Source organism: Streptomyces sp. MRC013 (genome assembly GCF_023614235.1).
In the GTDB taxonomy this organism is placed as follows: domain Bacteria; phylum Actinomycetota; class Actinomycetes; order Streptomycetales; family Streptomycetaceae; genus Streptomyces.
The window spans coordinates 5,067,329-5,082,034 of record NZ_CP094264.1 but is presented as its reverse complement, the minus strand read 5'-3'; the positions used below and the strand labels follow the sequence as shown (position 1 = coordinate 5,082,034).

Annotated in this window: 16 protein-coding genes; 7 read left to right on the top strand and 9 right to left on the bottom strand. The window is 76.6% G+C overall.

From position 1 onward, the window contains the following. Positions 1 to 30: 30 nt before the first annotated feature. The gene (locus LUW75_RS23105; protein WP_250337328.1) at positions 31 to 369 is read right to left on the bottom strand and encodes a DUF3140 domain-containing protein; all 339 of its coding nucleotides are present in this window, start codon (positions 367 to 369) and stop codon (positions 31 to 33) included. Between the two features lie 263 nt (positions 370 to 632). Between LUW75_RS23105 and LUW75_RS23100 the strand changes: the two genes are divergently transcribed. Next, positions 633 to 1,556 (top strand): MurR/RpiR family transcriptional regulator, encoded by a 924-nt coding sequence (locus LUW75_RS23100; protein WP_250337775.1) that lies wholly within the window; start codon positions 633 to 635, stop codon positions 1,554 to 1,556. A gap of 309 nt (positions 1,557 to 1,865) precedes the next feature. On the opposite strand, the gene LUW75_RS23095 is transcribed toward LUW75_RS23100, so the two are convergent. After that, positions 1,866 to 2,075: a DUF5133 domain-containing protein gene (locus LUW75_RS23095; protein ID WP_010472554.1), complete on the bottom strand. Its 210-nt coding sequence runs from the start codon at positions 2,073 to 2,075 to the stop codon at positions 1,866 to 1,868. Between the two features lie 238 nt (positions 2,076 to 2,313). On the opposite strand from LUW75_RS23095, the gene LUW75_RS23090 reads away from it, so the two are divergent. Further along, a complete protein-coding gene (locus tag LUW75_RS23090; RefSeq protein WP_250337326.1) occupies positions 2,314 to 2,505 on the top strand; it encodes a DUF2795 domain-containing protein in 192 nt (63 codons plus the stop codon). Positions 2,506 to 2,613: 108 nt separating this feature from the next. Here LUW75_RS23090 and LUW75_RS23085 read toward each other — a convergent pair whose 3' ends face one another. Continuing rightward, entirely contained in the window at positions 2,614 to 5,358 is a 2,745-nt protein-coding gene (locus tag LUW75_RS23085; protein WP_250337325.1) for a SpoIIE family protein phosphatase, read from the bottom strand. Positions 5,359 to 5,655: 297 nt separating this feature from the next. Here LUW75_RS23085 and LUW75_RS23080 point away from each other — a divergent pair, with 297 nt between their 5' ends. Further along, positions 5,656 to 5,940, top strand: a complete 285-nt coding sequence (locus tag LUW75_RS23080; protein ID WP_250337324.1) for a hypothetical protein — start codon at positions 5,656 to 5,658, stop codon at positions 5,938 to 5,940. 227 nt (positions 5,941 to 6,167) lie between these two features. Here LUW75_RS23080 and LUW75_RS23075 read toward each other — a convergent pair whose 3' ends face one another. From LUW75_RS23075 to LUW75_RS23060, 4 genes are all read right to left on the bottom strand, one after another. Next, entirely contained in the window at positions 6,168 to 6,374 is a 207-nt protein-coding gene (locus LUW75_RS23075) for a DUF2795 domain-containing protein (RefSeq protein ID WP_168440582.1), read from the bottom strand. 235 nt (positions 6,375 to 6,609) lie between these two features. Beyond that, on the bottom strand, positions 6,610 to 7,272 hold the full coding sequence (locus LUW75_RS23070) for a DUF3040 domain-containing protein (protein WP_250337323.1): 663 nt from the start codon (positions 7,270 to 7,272) through the stop codon (positions 6,610 to 6,612). Between the two features lie 68 nt (positions 7,273 to 7,340). Beyond that, positions 7,341 to 8,222, bottom strand: a complete 882-nt coding sequence (locus tag LUW75_RS23065) for a universal stress protein (protein ID WP_250337322.1) — start codon at positions 8,220 to 8,222, stop codon at positions 7,341 to 7,343. Between the two features lie 114 nt (positions 8,223 to 8,336). Beyond that, positions 8,337 to 9,005, bottom strand: coding sequence for a helix-turn-helix domain-containing protein (locus LUW75_RS23060; protein ID WP_250337321.1), 669 nt, complete (start codon positions 9,003 to 9,005; stop codon positions 8,337 to 8,339). Between the two features lie 193 nt (positions 9,006 to 9,198). Between LUW75_RS23060 and LUW75_RS23055 the strand changes: the two genes are divergently transcribed. Together LUW75_RS23055 and LUW75_RS23050 are read left to right on the top strand one after the other, a co-directional pair. Next, positions 9,199 to 9,654: a Crp/Fnr family transcriptional regulator gene (locus LUW75_RS23055; protein WP_250337320.1), complete on the top strand. Its 456-nt coding sequence runs from the start codon at positions 9,199 to 9,201 to the stop codon at positions 9,652 to 9,654. A gap of 228 nt (positions 9,655 to 9,882) precedes the next feature. After that, a complete protein-coding gene (locus LUW75_RS23050) occupies positions 9,883 to 10,497 on the top strand; it encodes a CBS domain-containing protein (RefSeq protein WP_250337319.1) in 615 nt (204 codons plus the stop codon). A 125-nt stretch (positions 10,498 to 10,622) separates the two neighbouring features. Here LUW75_RS23050 and LUW75_RS23045 read toward each other — a convergent pair whose 3' ends face one another. Continuing rightward, entirely contained in the window at positions 10,623 to 10,925 is a 303-nt protein-coding gene (locus tag LUW75_RS23045) for a DUF1876 domain-containing protein (RefSeq protein ID WP_250337318.1), read from the bottom strand. 232 nt (positions 10,926 to 11,157) lie between these two features. Between LUW75_RS23045 and LUW75_RS23040 the strand changes: the two genes are divergently transcribed. Together LUW75_RS23040 and LUW75_RS23035 are read left to right on the top strand one after the other, a co-directional pair. Then, a complete protein-coding gene (locus tag LUW75_RS23040) occupies positions 11,158 to 12,045 on the top strand; it encodes a universal stress protein (RefSeq protein ID WP_250337317.1) in 888 nt (295 codons plus the stop codon). 134 nt (positions 12,046 to 12,179) lie between these two features. Then, a complete protein-coding gene (locus tag LUW75_RS23035) occupies positions 12,180 to 13,214 on the top strand; it encodes a PEP/pyruvate-binding domain-containing protein (protein ID WP_250337316.1) in 1,035 nt (344 codons plus the stop codon). Positions 13,215 to 13,345: 131 nt separating this feature from the next. On the opposite strand, the gene LUW75_RS23030 is transcribed toward LUW75_RS23035, so the two are convergent. Next, on the bottom strand, positions 13,346 to 14,689 hold the full coding sequence (locus tag LUW75_RS23030) for a cytochrome P450 (protein WP_250337315.1): 1,344 nt from the start codon (positions 14,687 to 14,689) through the stop codon (positions 13,346 to 13,348). Positions 14,690 to 14,706: the final 17 nt, after the last annotated feature.

Sequence of the window (14,706 nt, the reverse complement as noted above, 5' to 3'; positions counted from 1 at the left end):
GGTGGACGCGGGAGGGGTGGGCGGCGCCGCTCAGACGGGCTTCAGCGGGTCGTGGCCGATGTTCATCAGGCCGTGGCGCCAGTCGGTACCGCCGGCCCGCGGCTCCAGGTCCGTGTCGCGCTGGGAGCGGACGACGTCGCAGACGCGGCGCATGACGGCGACGTCGTCCTCGGTGAGGTCGGTGCGCCGCTTGCCGAGGATCTCCAGGACGCGGCGGCCGGTGCGCGGCCCGGCGCGGTCGGGGAGCTCCTCGGTCTCCTCCCCGGCGGCCTGGGTGCTCAGCCACTCCTGGAGTTCGCGCGAGGTCATGTTGACGACCGTGTGGAACTCGTCCCACAGCTCTGCGCTGATCTGGTCGGACGCTGCCATGGCGTACCTCCCGGCGTTTCCGGCGGCTTCCTCGGGTGTCCTCCCCCGGGTTGCCGGGGCCCGGGGCGGCAAACCCGGGCGCCGGGGGCGGGCCCGGGGGCGGGGCCCGCCCGGGTACGGGAGAGCCGTACCGACCGCACGGTCGCGGCGGGCGCGGCGGGGAGGCGCGCGCTTCCGGCGGGCCGTCCGCCCCGCCCGGCCGTGACCCGGCGTCAGCTATGTTGGGCGGAATTGGGACGACGAGGAGGCGGATCGTGCCATCAGTGCCATCGGGGCGGCGGGCACGCGCGCAGGCGGCCGCGATCTCTCCGGGGCGGCGGGCCCCCGAGCCGGAGCCGAGGTCCGCGGAACGGGTGCGGGCCCTGTTCACCGGCCACCGCCTGTCCCCGGCGCAGCGGCGCATCGCGCAGTACCTGGTGGACCATCTGACCGAGGCCGCGTTCCTGTCGATCACGGACCTCGCGGAGCGGGCCGGGGTGAGCCAGCCGTCGGTGACGCGGTTCGCGACGTCGCTGGGGTACTCCGGCTTCCCGGCGCTGCGCGAGGCGCTGCAGCCGATCGCCCTGAGCGCGGTGGCGGGGGTGGCGGAGTCCCGGGAGGAGATCCGGAGCAACGAACTGCAGGCGGCGGTCGACGCGGAGATCGAGAACCTGGAGAGCCTGCGACGCGTTCTCGCCGATCCGGGGCAGGTACTGGAGGTGGGGCGGCGGCTGGCGCGTTCTGTTCCCCTGACGGTGGTGGGGCTGCGGATCTCGGCCTCGCTGGCGGAGTACTTCGGGTACGCGGCGCGGCGCATCCACCCCGACGTGCGGGTGGTGACGCGGGGCGGGAGCGTCGCGTACGACGCGCTGCTCCAGGCGTGGGAGGCGGGCGGGTCGTGGGTGCTGGCGTACGCGATGCCGCGCCACGCGAACGAGACGCTGGCGGCGGTGCGGGCGGCGCGGAACACGGGTCTGCGCGTCGCGCTGATCAGCGATCTGACCATGGGGCCGCTGGTGGAGGAGTCGGACGCGGCACTGACCGCACCGGCCGGTTCGCGCCTCGTGTTCGACTCCTACTCGGCGCCGGGCGTGCTGTCGGCGGCGGTGCTCCAGGCGATGGCGGACGCCGAACCCGAGCGTACCCAGGCGCGGCTGGAGCGGTACGAACAGGCCGCACTGCAGCACGGTTTCTTCGTCGACGACTGAGGGCGGCGCGAGCGGTCCGACCGGCGCTCCGGCCGGTCCGGCACGGCCGGGCGGCACCGCTCTTTTCGGCCACCGGGGAGCATGAAATTTTTCATGCCCTTGCTTACTCAACGGTATATATATTTACTGCTCGCACGGCAGCACCGCCGCGCCGGCACGGCGTGTGCGATGCCCGTCGGCCGAACACGACCGGGCGGCGCTCCCTCCTCGCGCCGCCCCGCGTGTTCGCCGCCGGGTGCTCCGCTCTCCCCTGCGGACACCCGCGGCGGCCCCGGTCTACCCCTGGACCGGGGCCGCCGGACCCTTCCCTCAGCCGGCCGCCGTGGCCGCCAGTCTGGCCCGCGCGGCCGCGAGAGCGTGCTCCAGCTTCCGGGTGCCGGTCGTCACGCAGAGCGTGTACGTCACGTCGTCCAGGCGGCGTTGCAGGTCCGGCGCGATCGCATGGTCCTGCGCGGCGGCGCACAGGGATTCGTACCGGGCGACAAGCTCTCGAAGCACAGCGGGATGCGCCAACAGCATGGGCGTACCTGCCTTTCCGACGCCGTGAGGTGAGAGGGGAGGACGGCCAGACGCGTCTCCCCGGGTGTGTGCGAAGAAGCCGGGTGATGCGGCGGCGCCCCGGAGCGGGGCCCGCCCTCCCGCGCGGGATATGCCCGCACTGACCGACCTTCACACGACATTGTGATGCAACCGTGACGGGTTCGCCCTGCGGAGCACCGAGCGGTGTGATGAATCGTGCGCGCGGTACTCGCCGGCCATGAAGGTGAATCCGATCGAGATGCAGAAGAACCTGGGCGGGGTCGAGTACCCCGCGTCCAAGGACGAGATCGTCCGGCAGGCGAAGGAGCACGGCGCCGGCAAGGAGGTCATGGACGCCCTGGAGTCCCTGCCCGACAGGGAGTACGACTCCCCCGCGGCCATCAACAAGGAGGTCGGCAGAGACCGGTGATCCCGGGCCCCGTCGACCGCGCCGCCCCCGCGTCGGCCGGGGCGGCGCCCGCGCGGAGGGCCGTCGGGACAGGACGCCCCCGCCGCGCCCGGTGCGCTCCGGCAGGGGTCACCGGGGGGCCGCCCCGGTGGTGCCGGAGGGCGGGTCGGCTCCGCGCCCGCCCCCGTGCGCGCCGGCCCCCGGGAGCGGCTGCTCGGTCCAGATGACCTTGCCCCGCCCGGTGTAGCGGGTGCCCCAGCGCTCGGCGAGCTGCGCGACCAGGAACAGGCCCCGGCCGCCCTCGTCGGTGGTCGCCGCGTACCGCAGGTGCGGGGAGGTGCTGCTGCCGTCGGACACCTCGCAGGTCAGGCTCCGGTCGTGGATGAGCCGCACGTGCACCGGGGCCGAGCCGTACCGGATCGCGTTGGTGACCAGCTCGCTGAGGATCAGCTCCGTCGCGAACGCCGCCTCCGACAGCCCCCAGGCGTCGAGCCGCTCGCGGGCGGCGGCGCGCAGTCCGGCGACGCCCTCGGGGTGGAACGGCACGTCCCAGTCGGCGACGCGGTCCGGGCCGAGGACGCGGGTGCGTGCGATCAGCAGCGCCACGTCGTCCCCCGGACGGGCCGGCAGCAGTGCGTCGAGGACGGCCCGGCAGCTCTCCTCCGGATCGCGGCCCGGGTGGGCGAGGGACTCGCGCAGCAGCTCCAGGCCCACGTCGATGTCCCGGTCGCGCTCCTCGATCAGTCCGTCCGTGTAGAACACCAGCCCGCTGCCCTCCGCCAGTTCCAGTTCGGCGGTCTCGAACGGGATGCCGCCGAGGCCCAGCGGCGGGCCGGCCGGCAGCTCGGGGAACTCCACGGTCCCGTCGGGGTGGACCAGCGCGGGCACGGGGTGTCCGGCCCTGGCCAGGGCGCAGCGGCGCGTCACCGGGTCGTAGACGGCGTACAGGCAGGTCGCCCCGGTCATGCCGGCGACGCCGTCCGTCCCGGCCTCGTCCTGGTCGGCGCGGCCGACGAGGTCGTCGAGGCGCCCGAGGAGCTCGTCGGGCGGCAGGTCCAGGGTGGAGAAGTTGTGGACGGCGGTGCGCAGGCGGCCCATGGTGGCGGCGGCGTGCAGTCCGTGGCCGACGACGTCGCCGACGACGAGCGCGACGCGGCTGCCGGGGAGCGGGATGACGTCGAACCAGTCCCCGCCCACCCCCGACCGGGCGGGCAGGTACCGGTGGGCGGCCTCGACGGCGCTCTGCTCGGGCAGGGCCCGGGGCAGCAGGCTGCGCTGGAGGGCGACGGCCATCGTGTGCTCGCGGGTGTAGCGGCGGGCGTTGTCGATGGCGACGGCGGCCCGGGCGACCAGCTCCTCGGCGAGGGTCACGTCCTCCTCCTCGAAGGGCTCCGGCTTCCCGGAGCGCCAGAAGTTGGCGACGCCGAGGACGGTCCCGCGCGCCTTGAGCGGCACGGTGATCAGGGAGTGGATGCCGTACGCGACGATCCGCCCCGCCCGCTCCGGGTCCTGCGCGCGCCATCCGGGGGCCAGGGACAGGTCGGGTACGAGTTCGGCGCGCCCGGAATCGAAGCCGCGGGCCTGCGGCGTGGACGCGGCGAAGGAGATCATGCGGCCGGCCGGGTAGAGCGGATGGTCGTCGCGGACGCCCCGGGACGCGGCGCGGCGCATGTCGCCGCCGGTGCCGGCGGGCTCCTCGCCGCGCAGCACGGGGTCGGCGAGGTCGACGGTGACGAAGTCGGCGAAGCGGGGGACGGCCAGGTCCGCGAGCTCCTCCGCGGTGCGGACCACGTCCAGGGTGGTGCCGATGCCGACGCCCGCGTCGTACAGCAGGTCGAGCCGCCTGCGGGCGACCTGGGCGCGGCCGGACAGGGTGCGCAGCTCGGTGGTGTCGCGGATGGTGACGACGGTGCCGCCGTGGCCGCCGTAGGGGCCGGTGGGGCGCTGGTTGACGGCGAGGAGCCGGCCGGCCGCGGGGACGACCTCGTCGGTGGCGAGGCGGCCGGAGCGCAGCAGGTCCGCCATGCGGGGATCGAGGCCCGGCAGCTCGGAGACGTGGCGCCCCTCGGCGCCGGCCGGCAGCCCGAGGAGCCGCACCGCCTCGTCGTTGGCGAGGAGGAGGCGCCCGTCGCCCCCGACGATGACGACGCCCTCGCGGACCGCGTGGAGGACGGCGTCGTGGTGTTCGTACACGCGGGTCATCTCGGTCGGGCCGAGGCCATGGGTCTGGCGTCGCAGTCGGCGGGTGACCAGGGCCGTCCCCGCCGTCGCCAGAGCGAGCCCGGCGGCGCTGGTGCCGAGGACGACGGGCAGCTGGCGGTCGACGGCGCCGGTGACGTTGCGCACCTTGAGCCCGGCGGAGACGAGGGCGACGACCCGGCCGTCCGGGTCGGTGACGGGCACGACGGCCTGCACCTCCTCGCCGAGGGGACCCCGGACGTGTTCGGTGTGGACCCTGCCGGCGAGGGACGGCTCGATGGTGCCGACGAACCGCTGCCCGATGCGCTCGGGCAGCGGGTGGCTGTAGCGGACGCCGTCGACGTCCATGACCACGATGAAGTCGACGCCGGCCCTCCTGCGGGCGGCCTCCGCGGCGGGCTGGAGCACCTCCGAGGGGTCGGGCCGCTCCAGGGCCTGCGACAGGCCCGGCGCGTGGGCGAAGGCCTCCGCGACGGCGACGGACCGGGCGCGGGCCTCCCGGTCGCCCTCGTACCGCGACTGGAGCAGCAGGGCGAGGAGCGTGCCGAGGACCAGCAGCACGATCAGCGCCACCTGCAGGACGAACACCTGCCCGGCGACGCTGCGTGGATGCCTTTCGGCCAGTGACCGGACCGAGGCCCCCCGGAGCCGGTCGGAAAAGGTGACCACGTTCATTTGTAACACCGGTACTCGTGTCGGGCGCCGGTGCGGCACCGGGATCGTCGTCCCCGGACGCGGGCCGCCTCCCGCGAAGGGGTGCGCCGGGCGCCGCCGGATCCGTGCGGCGACGCCCCGTCCCGCCACACGGGGCGGACCGGATCCCCGGCCGCCTCCGGGCGCGGCGGCGGGACGCCGGGGGCCCGCAGTGGGCACCGGGGGGAGCACGGACCGGGTCGCGGGGGTGCATTTCTCGCCGCCCCGGCGCGGGTATGGTCCCTCAAGGGCCGGCGTGTGGGTGACTGGGGGCGCAGCGTGGCCAGACGGGAATTCGAGGAGCGGGGCGTACTCATCCGGCGGGGATGGCGGCAGTTGACGACGGCCGGCCGGGTCCGGGTGGCGGAGGGCCGGCTGACGCTGCTGAACAGCAGCGGCGGCGAGATCGACAGCGCACCGCTGTCGGAGGTGCGGGTGGCGGAGCCCTGGTACGTGCCGCGGGGGATCGTCCGCGCGGTGCTGGGCGGCACCCCGTACCTGCTGCGCCTGGCCCCCTCGCGGGCCAGGGACGTCGCGGAGGCCGCGCACCGGGCCCGCGGTTAGCGCCCCGGGCCTGCGGCGTCCGGCACGGGGCGGGGGGCCGGAGACCCTCCGGCGGTCCCGTTCGGGCGGGCGGCCGGGTGCCGCCGCCCGGGGCGGCGGCACCGGCCCGGACGTTCCGGTCCGCCCCCGCGGACCGTCCCGGTGCGGTGGGTGCCGCACCCGGGCCGCCCGTCACCCGGCCGGGGGCGGCCGCGTCCGCCGCCGGGCCCTCCGGCCTCCCGCCCGGTTCAGATCCCGACGGGGACGGCCGGCAGGTCCTCCCAGACCTGCCGCAGTTCGGTGTAGCGGCGGTCGGGCAGGCCCTCCAGGACCTCGCGGACCTCGGGGCGGGCGCCTGCGGCGGCGATCAGCAGGTCGCTGCGGCTGACCGCGCCGTTGGCGAAGACGGCTGCGAGGTGGTCGGCGATCTCGGTGCGGGTGACGTCGTCAGCCATGGCTCCCCCGGTGTGGGCGCGCGTGAAGGTCGGCGGCGGGCGGTGCGTGGTGGTCGGGTGCGGCCGCGCCAGGCGGCTCCCGCTCCGTCCCCGGCCGCGTGCGGCAGGGGTGGCGGGCGGCACCAATCTAACGCGGTCCCGAGCTCCCCGGACACGCCGGAACCGCGCCGACGAAGGTGGTTCGCCGGAATTACGCACGCCGTACCGGGACCTTCGGACTGCGGCCGCCGGGAGTTCACCGGCCCGCCGGGCCGGGCCCGCGCGCCGCACCGCACGCCCGGGGCGGTCCGGGCCGGGCGGCGGGACGCGGACGCGGCGGGGGCCCGTGGCCGCGCCGGCGGTGGCGGAGCCGGAGGACGCCACCCGCGCCCGGAGACGGCCGGGGATCCGGTCCGCCCCGTGTGGCGGGACGGGTCGTCGCCGCACGGATCCGGCGGCGGCGCCACCCGCGCCGGGGGAGCTTTCGGACCGGGGGACGGCCCGGACCGGCGGGGACGGCCCGGACGCGGCCGCGCCTCGGACGGTGAGGCGCGGGGGCCCGCCGGCCGCCGGACGCCGTCAGCTCCGCGGTGCCGCCGCGGCGGGCAGCCCGGCCGGGGGAGCCCGGGGTGGTCCCGGCGCCCGGGCCGGACGGCTGGGTGAGGATCGCGGTGAGGACCAGGCCGACGAGGGCGATCACGACGGCGGCGAGGGTCAGGACCCGGCGCCGGTCCCGGCGCCGGCCGCACTCCCCGCCCTCGCGGTCGCGGTCGCCGGGCGGCGCGGCCGCGGGGTCCGCCGGATCCCCGGGGAGCCGCCGGGCGAGCTCGGACATCCTGGCCTCCAGGCCGGGGTCCTCCCGCGCGAGGAGCCTCTCGATCTCGGCGAGGAGCCGGTTCTCGTCCATCCCGGATGCCATGGAGCCCACCTCCGTACGGCGTGGCGGCGGGTACCCGCCGTTCCTCCGCCGGGTACCCGCCCGGCGCGTCACCGCTCCTGCCGGGCACGGGGTTCGTACGGGACGATCGCGACGGGGCAGTGCGCGTGGTGCAGCAGCGCGTGGAGCACGTGCCCGACGCCCCGGCCGGCTCCGGGTGCGGGGCGGTGCGCGCCGACGGCGACCAGGTCGGCACGGCGCGACGCCTGGACGAGCGGCCCGGCGATGGAGCGGCCGCCCTCCACCTCGACGCTGACGGTCAGCCCGGTGAACTCGCCGCGGACCGCGTCGGCGAGGTCCTCCGTCTCGCGCAGCCGCAGCCGGGCGGCGCCGCCGGCCTCGTCGAGCGCGGTCAACGCGTCCCCGGTGCGGGCGAGCGGGCTCCAGGCACCGACGAGGCGCAGGACCGCCCTGCGCAGTTCGGCCTCGCGGGCGGCGTGCCGCACCCACACGTGGTCGCGCCCGTCGCGCACACAGGCGACGACGACCCCGGTGGCGGCGTGGTCGCGCTCACCGCGCACCACCACGACGGGCGCCTCGGCCCGCGAGGCGAGACCCAGGCCGACGGAGCCCAGCAGCAGTTCGCCGAAGCCGCCGAGACCGCGGTGGCCGACGACGACGGTGCCCTCCGCGCCGGCCTCGTCGTGCAGGGCCCGGACGGCGTCGCCGGGGGCGAGGCGGCGCACGACGGTCACGTCCGGGAACCGCCGCGCGACCGCGTCCGCCGTCTGCGCGAGCAGTCCGTGGCCGGCCGCGCGTGCCCGCTCGGCGGTCCCGTCCGACGCGCGGCCCTCCGTACCGGTGGCGTGCAGGAGGTGCAGCGGCTGCCGGCGCCGGTACGCCTCGGCGGCCGCCCACAGGACGGCGGCCGAGGCGTGGGGGGAACCGTCGACACCGGCGATGACGGGCGCCCTGGTCGTGTCGTGGTGCATGGCTCCTCCTGGGGGCTCGCGCGGACCGCGCACCCGGGTGCTCCGGGGCGGGTTCCTCGTCCGCGCGGGTGTGGAACCCCTCCGGTCCGCCCGGCGCCCTCCCCGCGGGGGCGGTCAGGTGCCGGGCCCCCGGTGGACGCGGATGCGCCGGCCGGTGACGCGGGACGGGGAGATCGCGACCCACAGGTCCCGCCCGGCGCCGGCCCACGGCGTGGTGAAGGCCCGTTCCGCCAGCGCCCGGGCCTCCCCGGGTTCGGTGACGGTGCGGGCGGAGCCGACGAGGAGGACGCTCCAGCCCTGGCTGAACGCCTCGTCGATGTGGTCCACCTCGAAGGCGACCTCCCCGCCCGCCGCCTTGCCGGGAAGCGACTCGGGCGAGGTGCGGAAGGCGATCTCCCCGGCGCCGGCGACGTAGTTGACGGGCAGGATCGCCGGGCCCTCGTGCGTGGTGACGGCGACGCGGCCCACCCCGTGGGTGCCCAGCAGGCTCCAGCACTCGCCGGGGTCCAGCTCGACCAGTTCGGGGCGGTAGGCCGCGTGCCCCACGCCGGGCGGCAGGTCGGCGGTGCCGCCGGTGAGGGCTCCGACGGTGGTCTCCAGGGCGTCGGCGAGCCGCAGCAGGAAGCCCATGCCGGGGACGGCGGCCTGCTCCTCCAGATACTGGAGGTAGCCGGGCGCCGACCCCGCGCGCAGGGCGACGTCCTCACGGGACAGGCCGAGTTGCTCGCGGCGGGCCGCGACGCGGCGGCCGATGTCGCCCCTGTGGTGCTCGGGTCCGGACATGGCATCACCGTAGTCGCGGTGCCCGGCATCCGCATGGCGGGCCGGGCGCGCCGGTGGTGAGTAGGCTCGGAAGACACCGTCGTACCGGGGGTGCGGGCGGGGCCGGTCGGCCCTCCCCCGGTGCCCGGTCGGCCCTGCCGTCCGGGCGGTGCGGCGGACGACACTCGGTGCGCGGGTTCACCAGGAGGTTCACATGACCAGAGCTCCGAGGATCAACGCCCTGCCGGCTCCGCACCGGGAGCGGCTGATGGCCCTCTCCAGGGAGGTCGCCTTCGAGCCGGGGCGCCGGCTCTTCGACGAGCGCCAGCCGGCGGACCGGTTCTGGGTCGTCCGGACCGGTGCCGTCAACCTGGACTCCCGGGTGCCGGGCAGTCCGCGCCCGGCCGTGATCGAGATGCTCGGTCACGGCGAGCTGGTGGGCCTGTCGTGGATGTTCCCGCCGTACGAGTGGGAGCTGGGCGCGGAGGCGATGAGCCCGGTGCGCGCCTCGGAGTTCGACGCGGCGGTGGTGCGGGAGCTGTGCGCGGCGGAGGCCGCGTTCGGGTACGCGCTGTCGCAGTGGGTGGGGCAGGTCCTCTCCCACCGGCTGCAGACGACGCGGGCGCGGCTGCTCGACATGTACGCGCCGCACGGCAGCGGCGTGTTCTGACGGCGGTGCCCGAAGGGGCCGCGCGGTGCCCGTCCGGGGGCGCGGAGGAAGGACGTCCTCCTCCTGCGTCCCGGGATCCGCCGCGCTGCGGGGCGAGGGCGGCCGGCCGGGGACGCCTCCCCTCCCCGCGCCCCTCATCCTTTCCGGGGTGCGCCGTGGTGCGCCGGGCGCCGGGGCGGGGCGTCCCGCATGCTCGGAGGCGGAGTCCGGAGAAAGGGAAGACGAGCGATGAGGCACCGCAGCGTGGCCGATCTGATGACGCCGGAGGCCGTGGCCGTGCAGCCCGGCACCTCCTTCAAGGAGATCGCGCGGCTGCTCGACGAGTACGGCGTCACGGCCGTACCCGTGGTGGACGGGGACGAACGGCCGGTCGGCGTGGTGTCGGAGGCGGACCTGCTGCGCCGGCACACCTCCGGGGGGCAGGGGCCGAGCACCGCCGAGGGGTTGATGACCAGCCCGGCCGTGGTGGCGCGGCCGGAGTGGAGCGCGGTCGAAGCGGCCCGGGTGATGGAGCGCCGCCGCATCAAGCGGCTGCCCGTGGTGGACGCCTCCGGACGGCTCATCGGGGTGCTGAGCCGCAGTGACCTGATCCAGCTCTTCCTCCGTCGCGACCGGGCGATCCAGGAGGAGATCCTGGAGGACGTGGTGACCCGCACGCTGGGACTGCCGCCGTCCGCCGTCACGGTCGACGTGGACGACGGCACGGTGACGCTCAGCGGCACCCTCGGGCGCAGGAGCCTCGTGCCGATCCTGGTGCGGCTGTGCGAGACGGTCGACGGGGTCGTGGCGGTGGACGACCGGCTCGCCTACGAGGCCGACGACACGGGCGCCGCGCGGAGCTGACGGGGACTCGCCCGAGGGCGCGCGGGTGCTTCGCGCGCCCGGACGGGTCGCGCGCCCGGGACCGCCCGGTCGCGCCGCCGCGCGGCCCCGGGCGCGGTTCGGCCGGGCCGGCGGGGCCCGGCCGGTCAGCGGTTCGGCGTCGACCAGCCGCACGGGGCGTCCCAGTCGCCCTCGCCGGGCATCCCCGCGCCCACTTCGCCGATGTCCTTGTACGCGAGACGCGTCAGCCGCCGGGCGAGATCGCCCATCGCACGGCCGGCGGCGAGTTCGTCACCGATCAGCGGGACGTCCTCGTCCTGCGGGTTGCGCCGGGCGGAACCGTGGCCGGTGATCGTCGAACTGCCGGTGTCGAGGACGGCGCGCGCCTCGGTGGTGTCCCCGTCCTCCAGCAGATCCAGGTTGACCTTCCACTCCAGCGTCCGGGTCATGGTGTGCCTCCTCGACGCGTCGGACGTCCGTGGACCGGCGGGGCGCCGGACCCGCCTCCAGGATCCACCCGACCGGGCCGCCGGGACGACCGGGGGGCCGGGCCCGCCCGGTCGGCCCCCGTTTCGGGCCGGCCTGGCGGGGAATCCGGGCCTCCCGGCCCGTGCCCGCGGACCGGGAGCCGTTCACACTGGTGAGACACGGATCGACACCGCGACGTACGGAGGACGACCCATGACGCAGGGCCCGACGACCCGAGCGATCACGGCGGGGGTGGACGGCTCCCCCGAGAGCCTCGCCGCGGCCGCCTGGGCGGCGCGGGAGGCCGCGCTGCGCGGGCTGCCCCTGCGGCTCGTGCACGCCTGGCTGTGGCAGCCCCTCGACGTGCCGGTGGAGCGGGAGCGGGAGGCGGAGGCGCGGCGCGCGCGGAAGGTCCTGGACGAGGCGGAGGCGGAGGTGCGCCGTCTGCACCCGGACGTGCCGGTGACCTCCCACCTGGTGGCGGACACCCCGGTGCCGGCCCTGGTGGAGGCCGGCGGCAGCGCGGAGATGCTGGTGGTCGGAGCGCGCGGGCGCGGGGCGCTCCTCGGGTTCCTGCTCGGCTCCTACGGACAGCAGGTGATCGCCGCGTCCGCCCGCCCGGTGGTGGCGGTGCGCGTCCCGCGGGAGGACGGTGCCCCGGCGCCCGGGGGCGAGGTCGTCGTCGGGCAGCAGGGCGGGCCCGAGGAGAGCGGGGCGGTGCTCGGCTTCGCCTTCGAGGCGGCGGCCGTCCGGGGCGTCGGCGTGCGCGCGGTGCGGGCGTGGAGCCTGCCGTCGCTGTACACGTACAGCCCGGGCTCCATGGCGCTGGCCGACGAGGCGGGCGGCTTGGAGCCGTTCGAGCGCAGGGCACTGGCCGACGCCCTGGCACCGTGGCGGGAGCGGTACCCGGACGTGCCGGTGACCGAGCACGTCGAGCTGGGCAGCGGCGGGCAGGTGCTGCTGTCGGTCGCGTCGGGTGCGGGACTGATGGTGGTCGGCCGCCGGGCGCGGCAGGCGCCGGTGGGGCCGCGGATCGGGTCGGTGGCGCACGCCGTCCTGCACCACGCGCCGTCCCCGGTGGCGGTGGTCCCGCACGGGTGAACCGGGGCGCCCCGGCGCCCATCCGGCCACGCGCCCGCGCCGCACCCGTGCGCCCGGGCGCCCGTTCCGGGCGGGGGTGGCACGCTGGTCGTGGTGGCACCGCCGGCCCGGCCGATCCTGGAGGACGCACTGCCATGGTCCGCTACGTGTACGACTTCGCCGAGGGCGGCCGGGACCGGGCCGGCCTGCTGGGCGGCAAGGGCGCCGGGCTCGCCGAGATGGCGGGGATGGGGTTGCCGGTGCCGGCGGGGTTCACGGTCTCGACGGAGGCGTGCCGGGTGTACGCCGCGACGGGTGCCCCGCCGCCGGAGCTGGACGGGGAGGTCTCGGAGCACCTGGCGCGACTGGAACGCGCGGAGGGGCGGCGGCTCGGGCAGGTGGACGACCCGCTGCTGCTGGCGGTCCGCCCCGGGGCGGAGGCGCCGGTGCCGGGGCCGCCGGAAACGGTCCTGGACGTGGGGCTGAACGACTACGCGGTCCTGGGGCTGGCCGGGACCCCGGCGCGGGAGCGGTTCGCGTGGGACTCCTACCGCCGCCTCGTCGAGCGGTTCGGGACCGTCGTGCTGGGGGTGGGGCCGGAGCTGTTCGAACGCGTCCGGCACCGGGTCGGGGAGCAGCACCACGTGGCGGACGAGCGGCTGGACGCCTGTGACCTGATCCGGGTCGTCGAGACGTACAAGGACCTCGTCGCGGAGCGGACCGGGGAGGAGTTCCCCCAGGATCCGGCGGAGCAGCTGCGCCGGGCGGTCCGGGCCGTGCTCGCCTCGTGGAACTCCGGGCCGGCGCGGGCCCGTCGGCGTCGCGCGGGGGTCCCCGGCGGCCTCTGCACGGCCGTGACCGTCCAGACGATGGTGTCCGGCAATCGGGGCGCCGGCTCCGGCAGCGGCGTCGCCCTCACCCGAGCCCCGGCGGCCGGCGGGCCGGGCGCGTCCGGTGTCTACCTGCCGGACGCGCAGGGCGAGGACGTCGCCGCCGGCGTCCGCGACCCGCTGCCGCTGGAGGAGCTGGGCCGGTTCGCCCCGGCCGTGTACGAGGAGCTGTGCGCGCACCTGCGGCGGCTGGACGGCCACTACAGCGACGTGTGTGCCGTCGAGTTCACCGTGGAGCGCGGCCGGCTGTGGCTCCTGGGCGTCCGGCCCGGCGGGCGGACGGTGCCCGGGACCCGCTGACGGTCCGCCGGCCCGGCGCCGCTCCCCCGGTTCCGCGAGCCCGTACGGGGACCGCCCGGCCCGTGCGGCGCCGCTCCCGGCGGCGCGAGGGGGAAGGGGACCGCCCCGGCCGGGCCCCGCCGGGGCCGCCGCTACCTCTCCCGGACCGTGACGATCATGGGTACGTGGTCCGGGTGGGCCATCGCCGCCGCCGCCGCCTTCGGCGTGTGGCCGGGGGCCGGGCGCAGCCGCCAGCGCTGCAGGACCGTGGCGAGGACGATCGTCGCCTCGGTCCAGGAGAAGGAGTCGCCGATGCACTTGCGGCTGCCCGCGCCGAAGGGGATGTAGGACTGCCGGTCGATCGACGCGGCCCGCTCGGGCAGCCAGCGGTCGGGGTCGAAGTCGTCGGGCCGCTCGAAGATGGCGGGGTCCCGGTGCAGCGCGTACAGGCTGAAGGCCACCTCGGCGCCCTCCGGGATGAGGTGTCCGCCCAGTTCCACCGGGGCGAGGGTGCGGCGCATCAGCAGGGTGACGCCGTAGAGCCGGATGGCCTCGTCGAGCACGCGCCGGATGGCGCCGAGCCTGGGCACGTCCTCGAAACCGACCGGCCGGTCGCCGAGGACCTCGTCGATCTCGGCGACGACCTGCTCCTCGACCTCCGGGTGCCGGGCGAGTTCGTAAAAGGCCCAGGACAGGGTCGAGGCGGTGGTCTCCGTACCGGCGAAGAGCATGGTGACGAGTTCGTCGCGGACCTCGACGTCGGTCAGCGCCTCCCCGGTGTCGGCGTCCCTCGCGTCGAGGAGGACGGTCAGCAGGTCCGGGCGGCCGGTGCGGTCGGCGCCACGGGTGTTGACGACGACCTCGTCGATCACCCGGCGCAGGTTCTCCGCCGCCGCGTCGAAGTCGCGGTTGGCCGGCACCGGCAGCCGGTCGAGGAACTTCGGGGAGGCGGCACGCATCAGCATGTTCTTGAGGATGACCGGGAGATCGCGGCGCACGGCCTCCACGGCGGGGCGGGCGATCTCGGCGGAGAACATCGTCGCCGCCAGCGTCTCGATCGTGTACTCGGCCATCGCCTCCTCGACGGCGACGTGCTGCCCCGGCGTCCAGGAGTCGGCCAGGGCCCGGGCCCGCTCGGCCATGACCTCGGCGTAACCGGCGATGCACCCGGGGTGGAACATCGGCTGGAGCAGGCGGCGGTGGCGGCGGTGCACCTCGCCCGTCGCGGTGGCCAGCCCGTTGCCGACGAGGGGGCGGACCCGGTCGAAGAGCCGGCCCTTCTCGAAATTGCGCCCCTGCCGGACGGTCACCTCGTAGATCAGCCGGGGCGTGGTGACCATGTACACGGGCAGCGTCCCCAGGTCGACCCGGACGACCTCCCCGGTCCGCCGCAGGGTGTTGAGGAAGCCGAGGGGATCGCGCCAGAGTTGCCAGGCGTGTCCGAGGAGGGGCAGCGCCCCGGGCACGCGGGGAACGGAGGAGACGTCAACTGACACCGGGGGGTTCCTTCTTC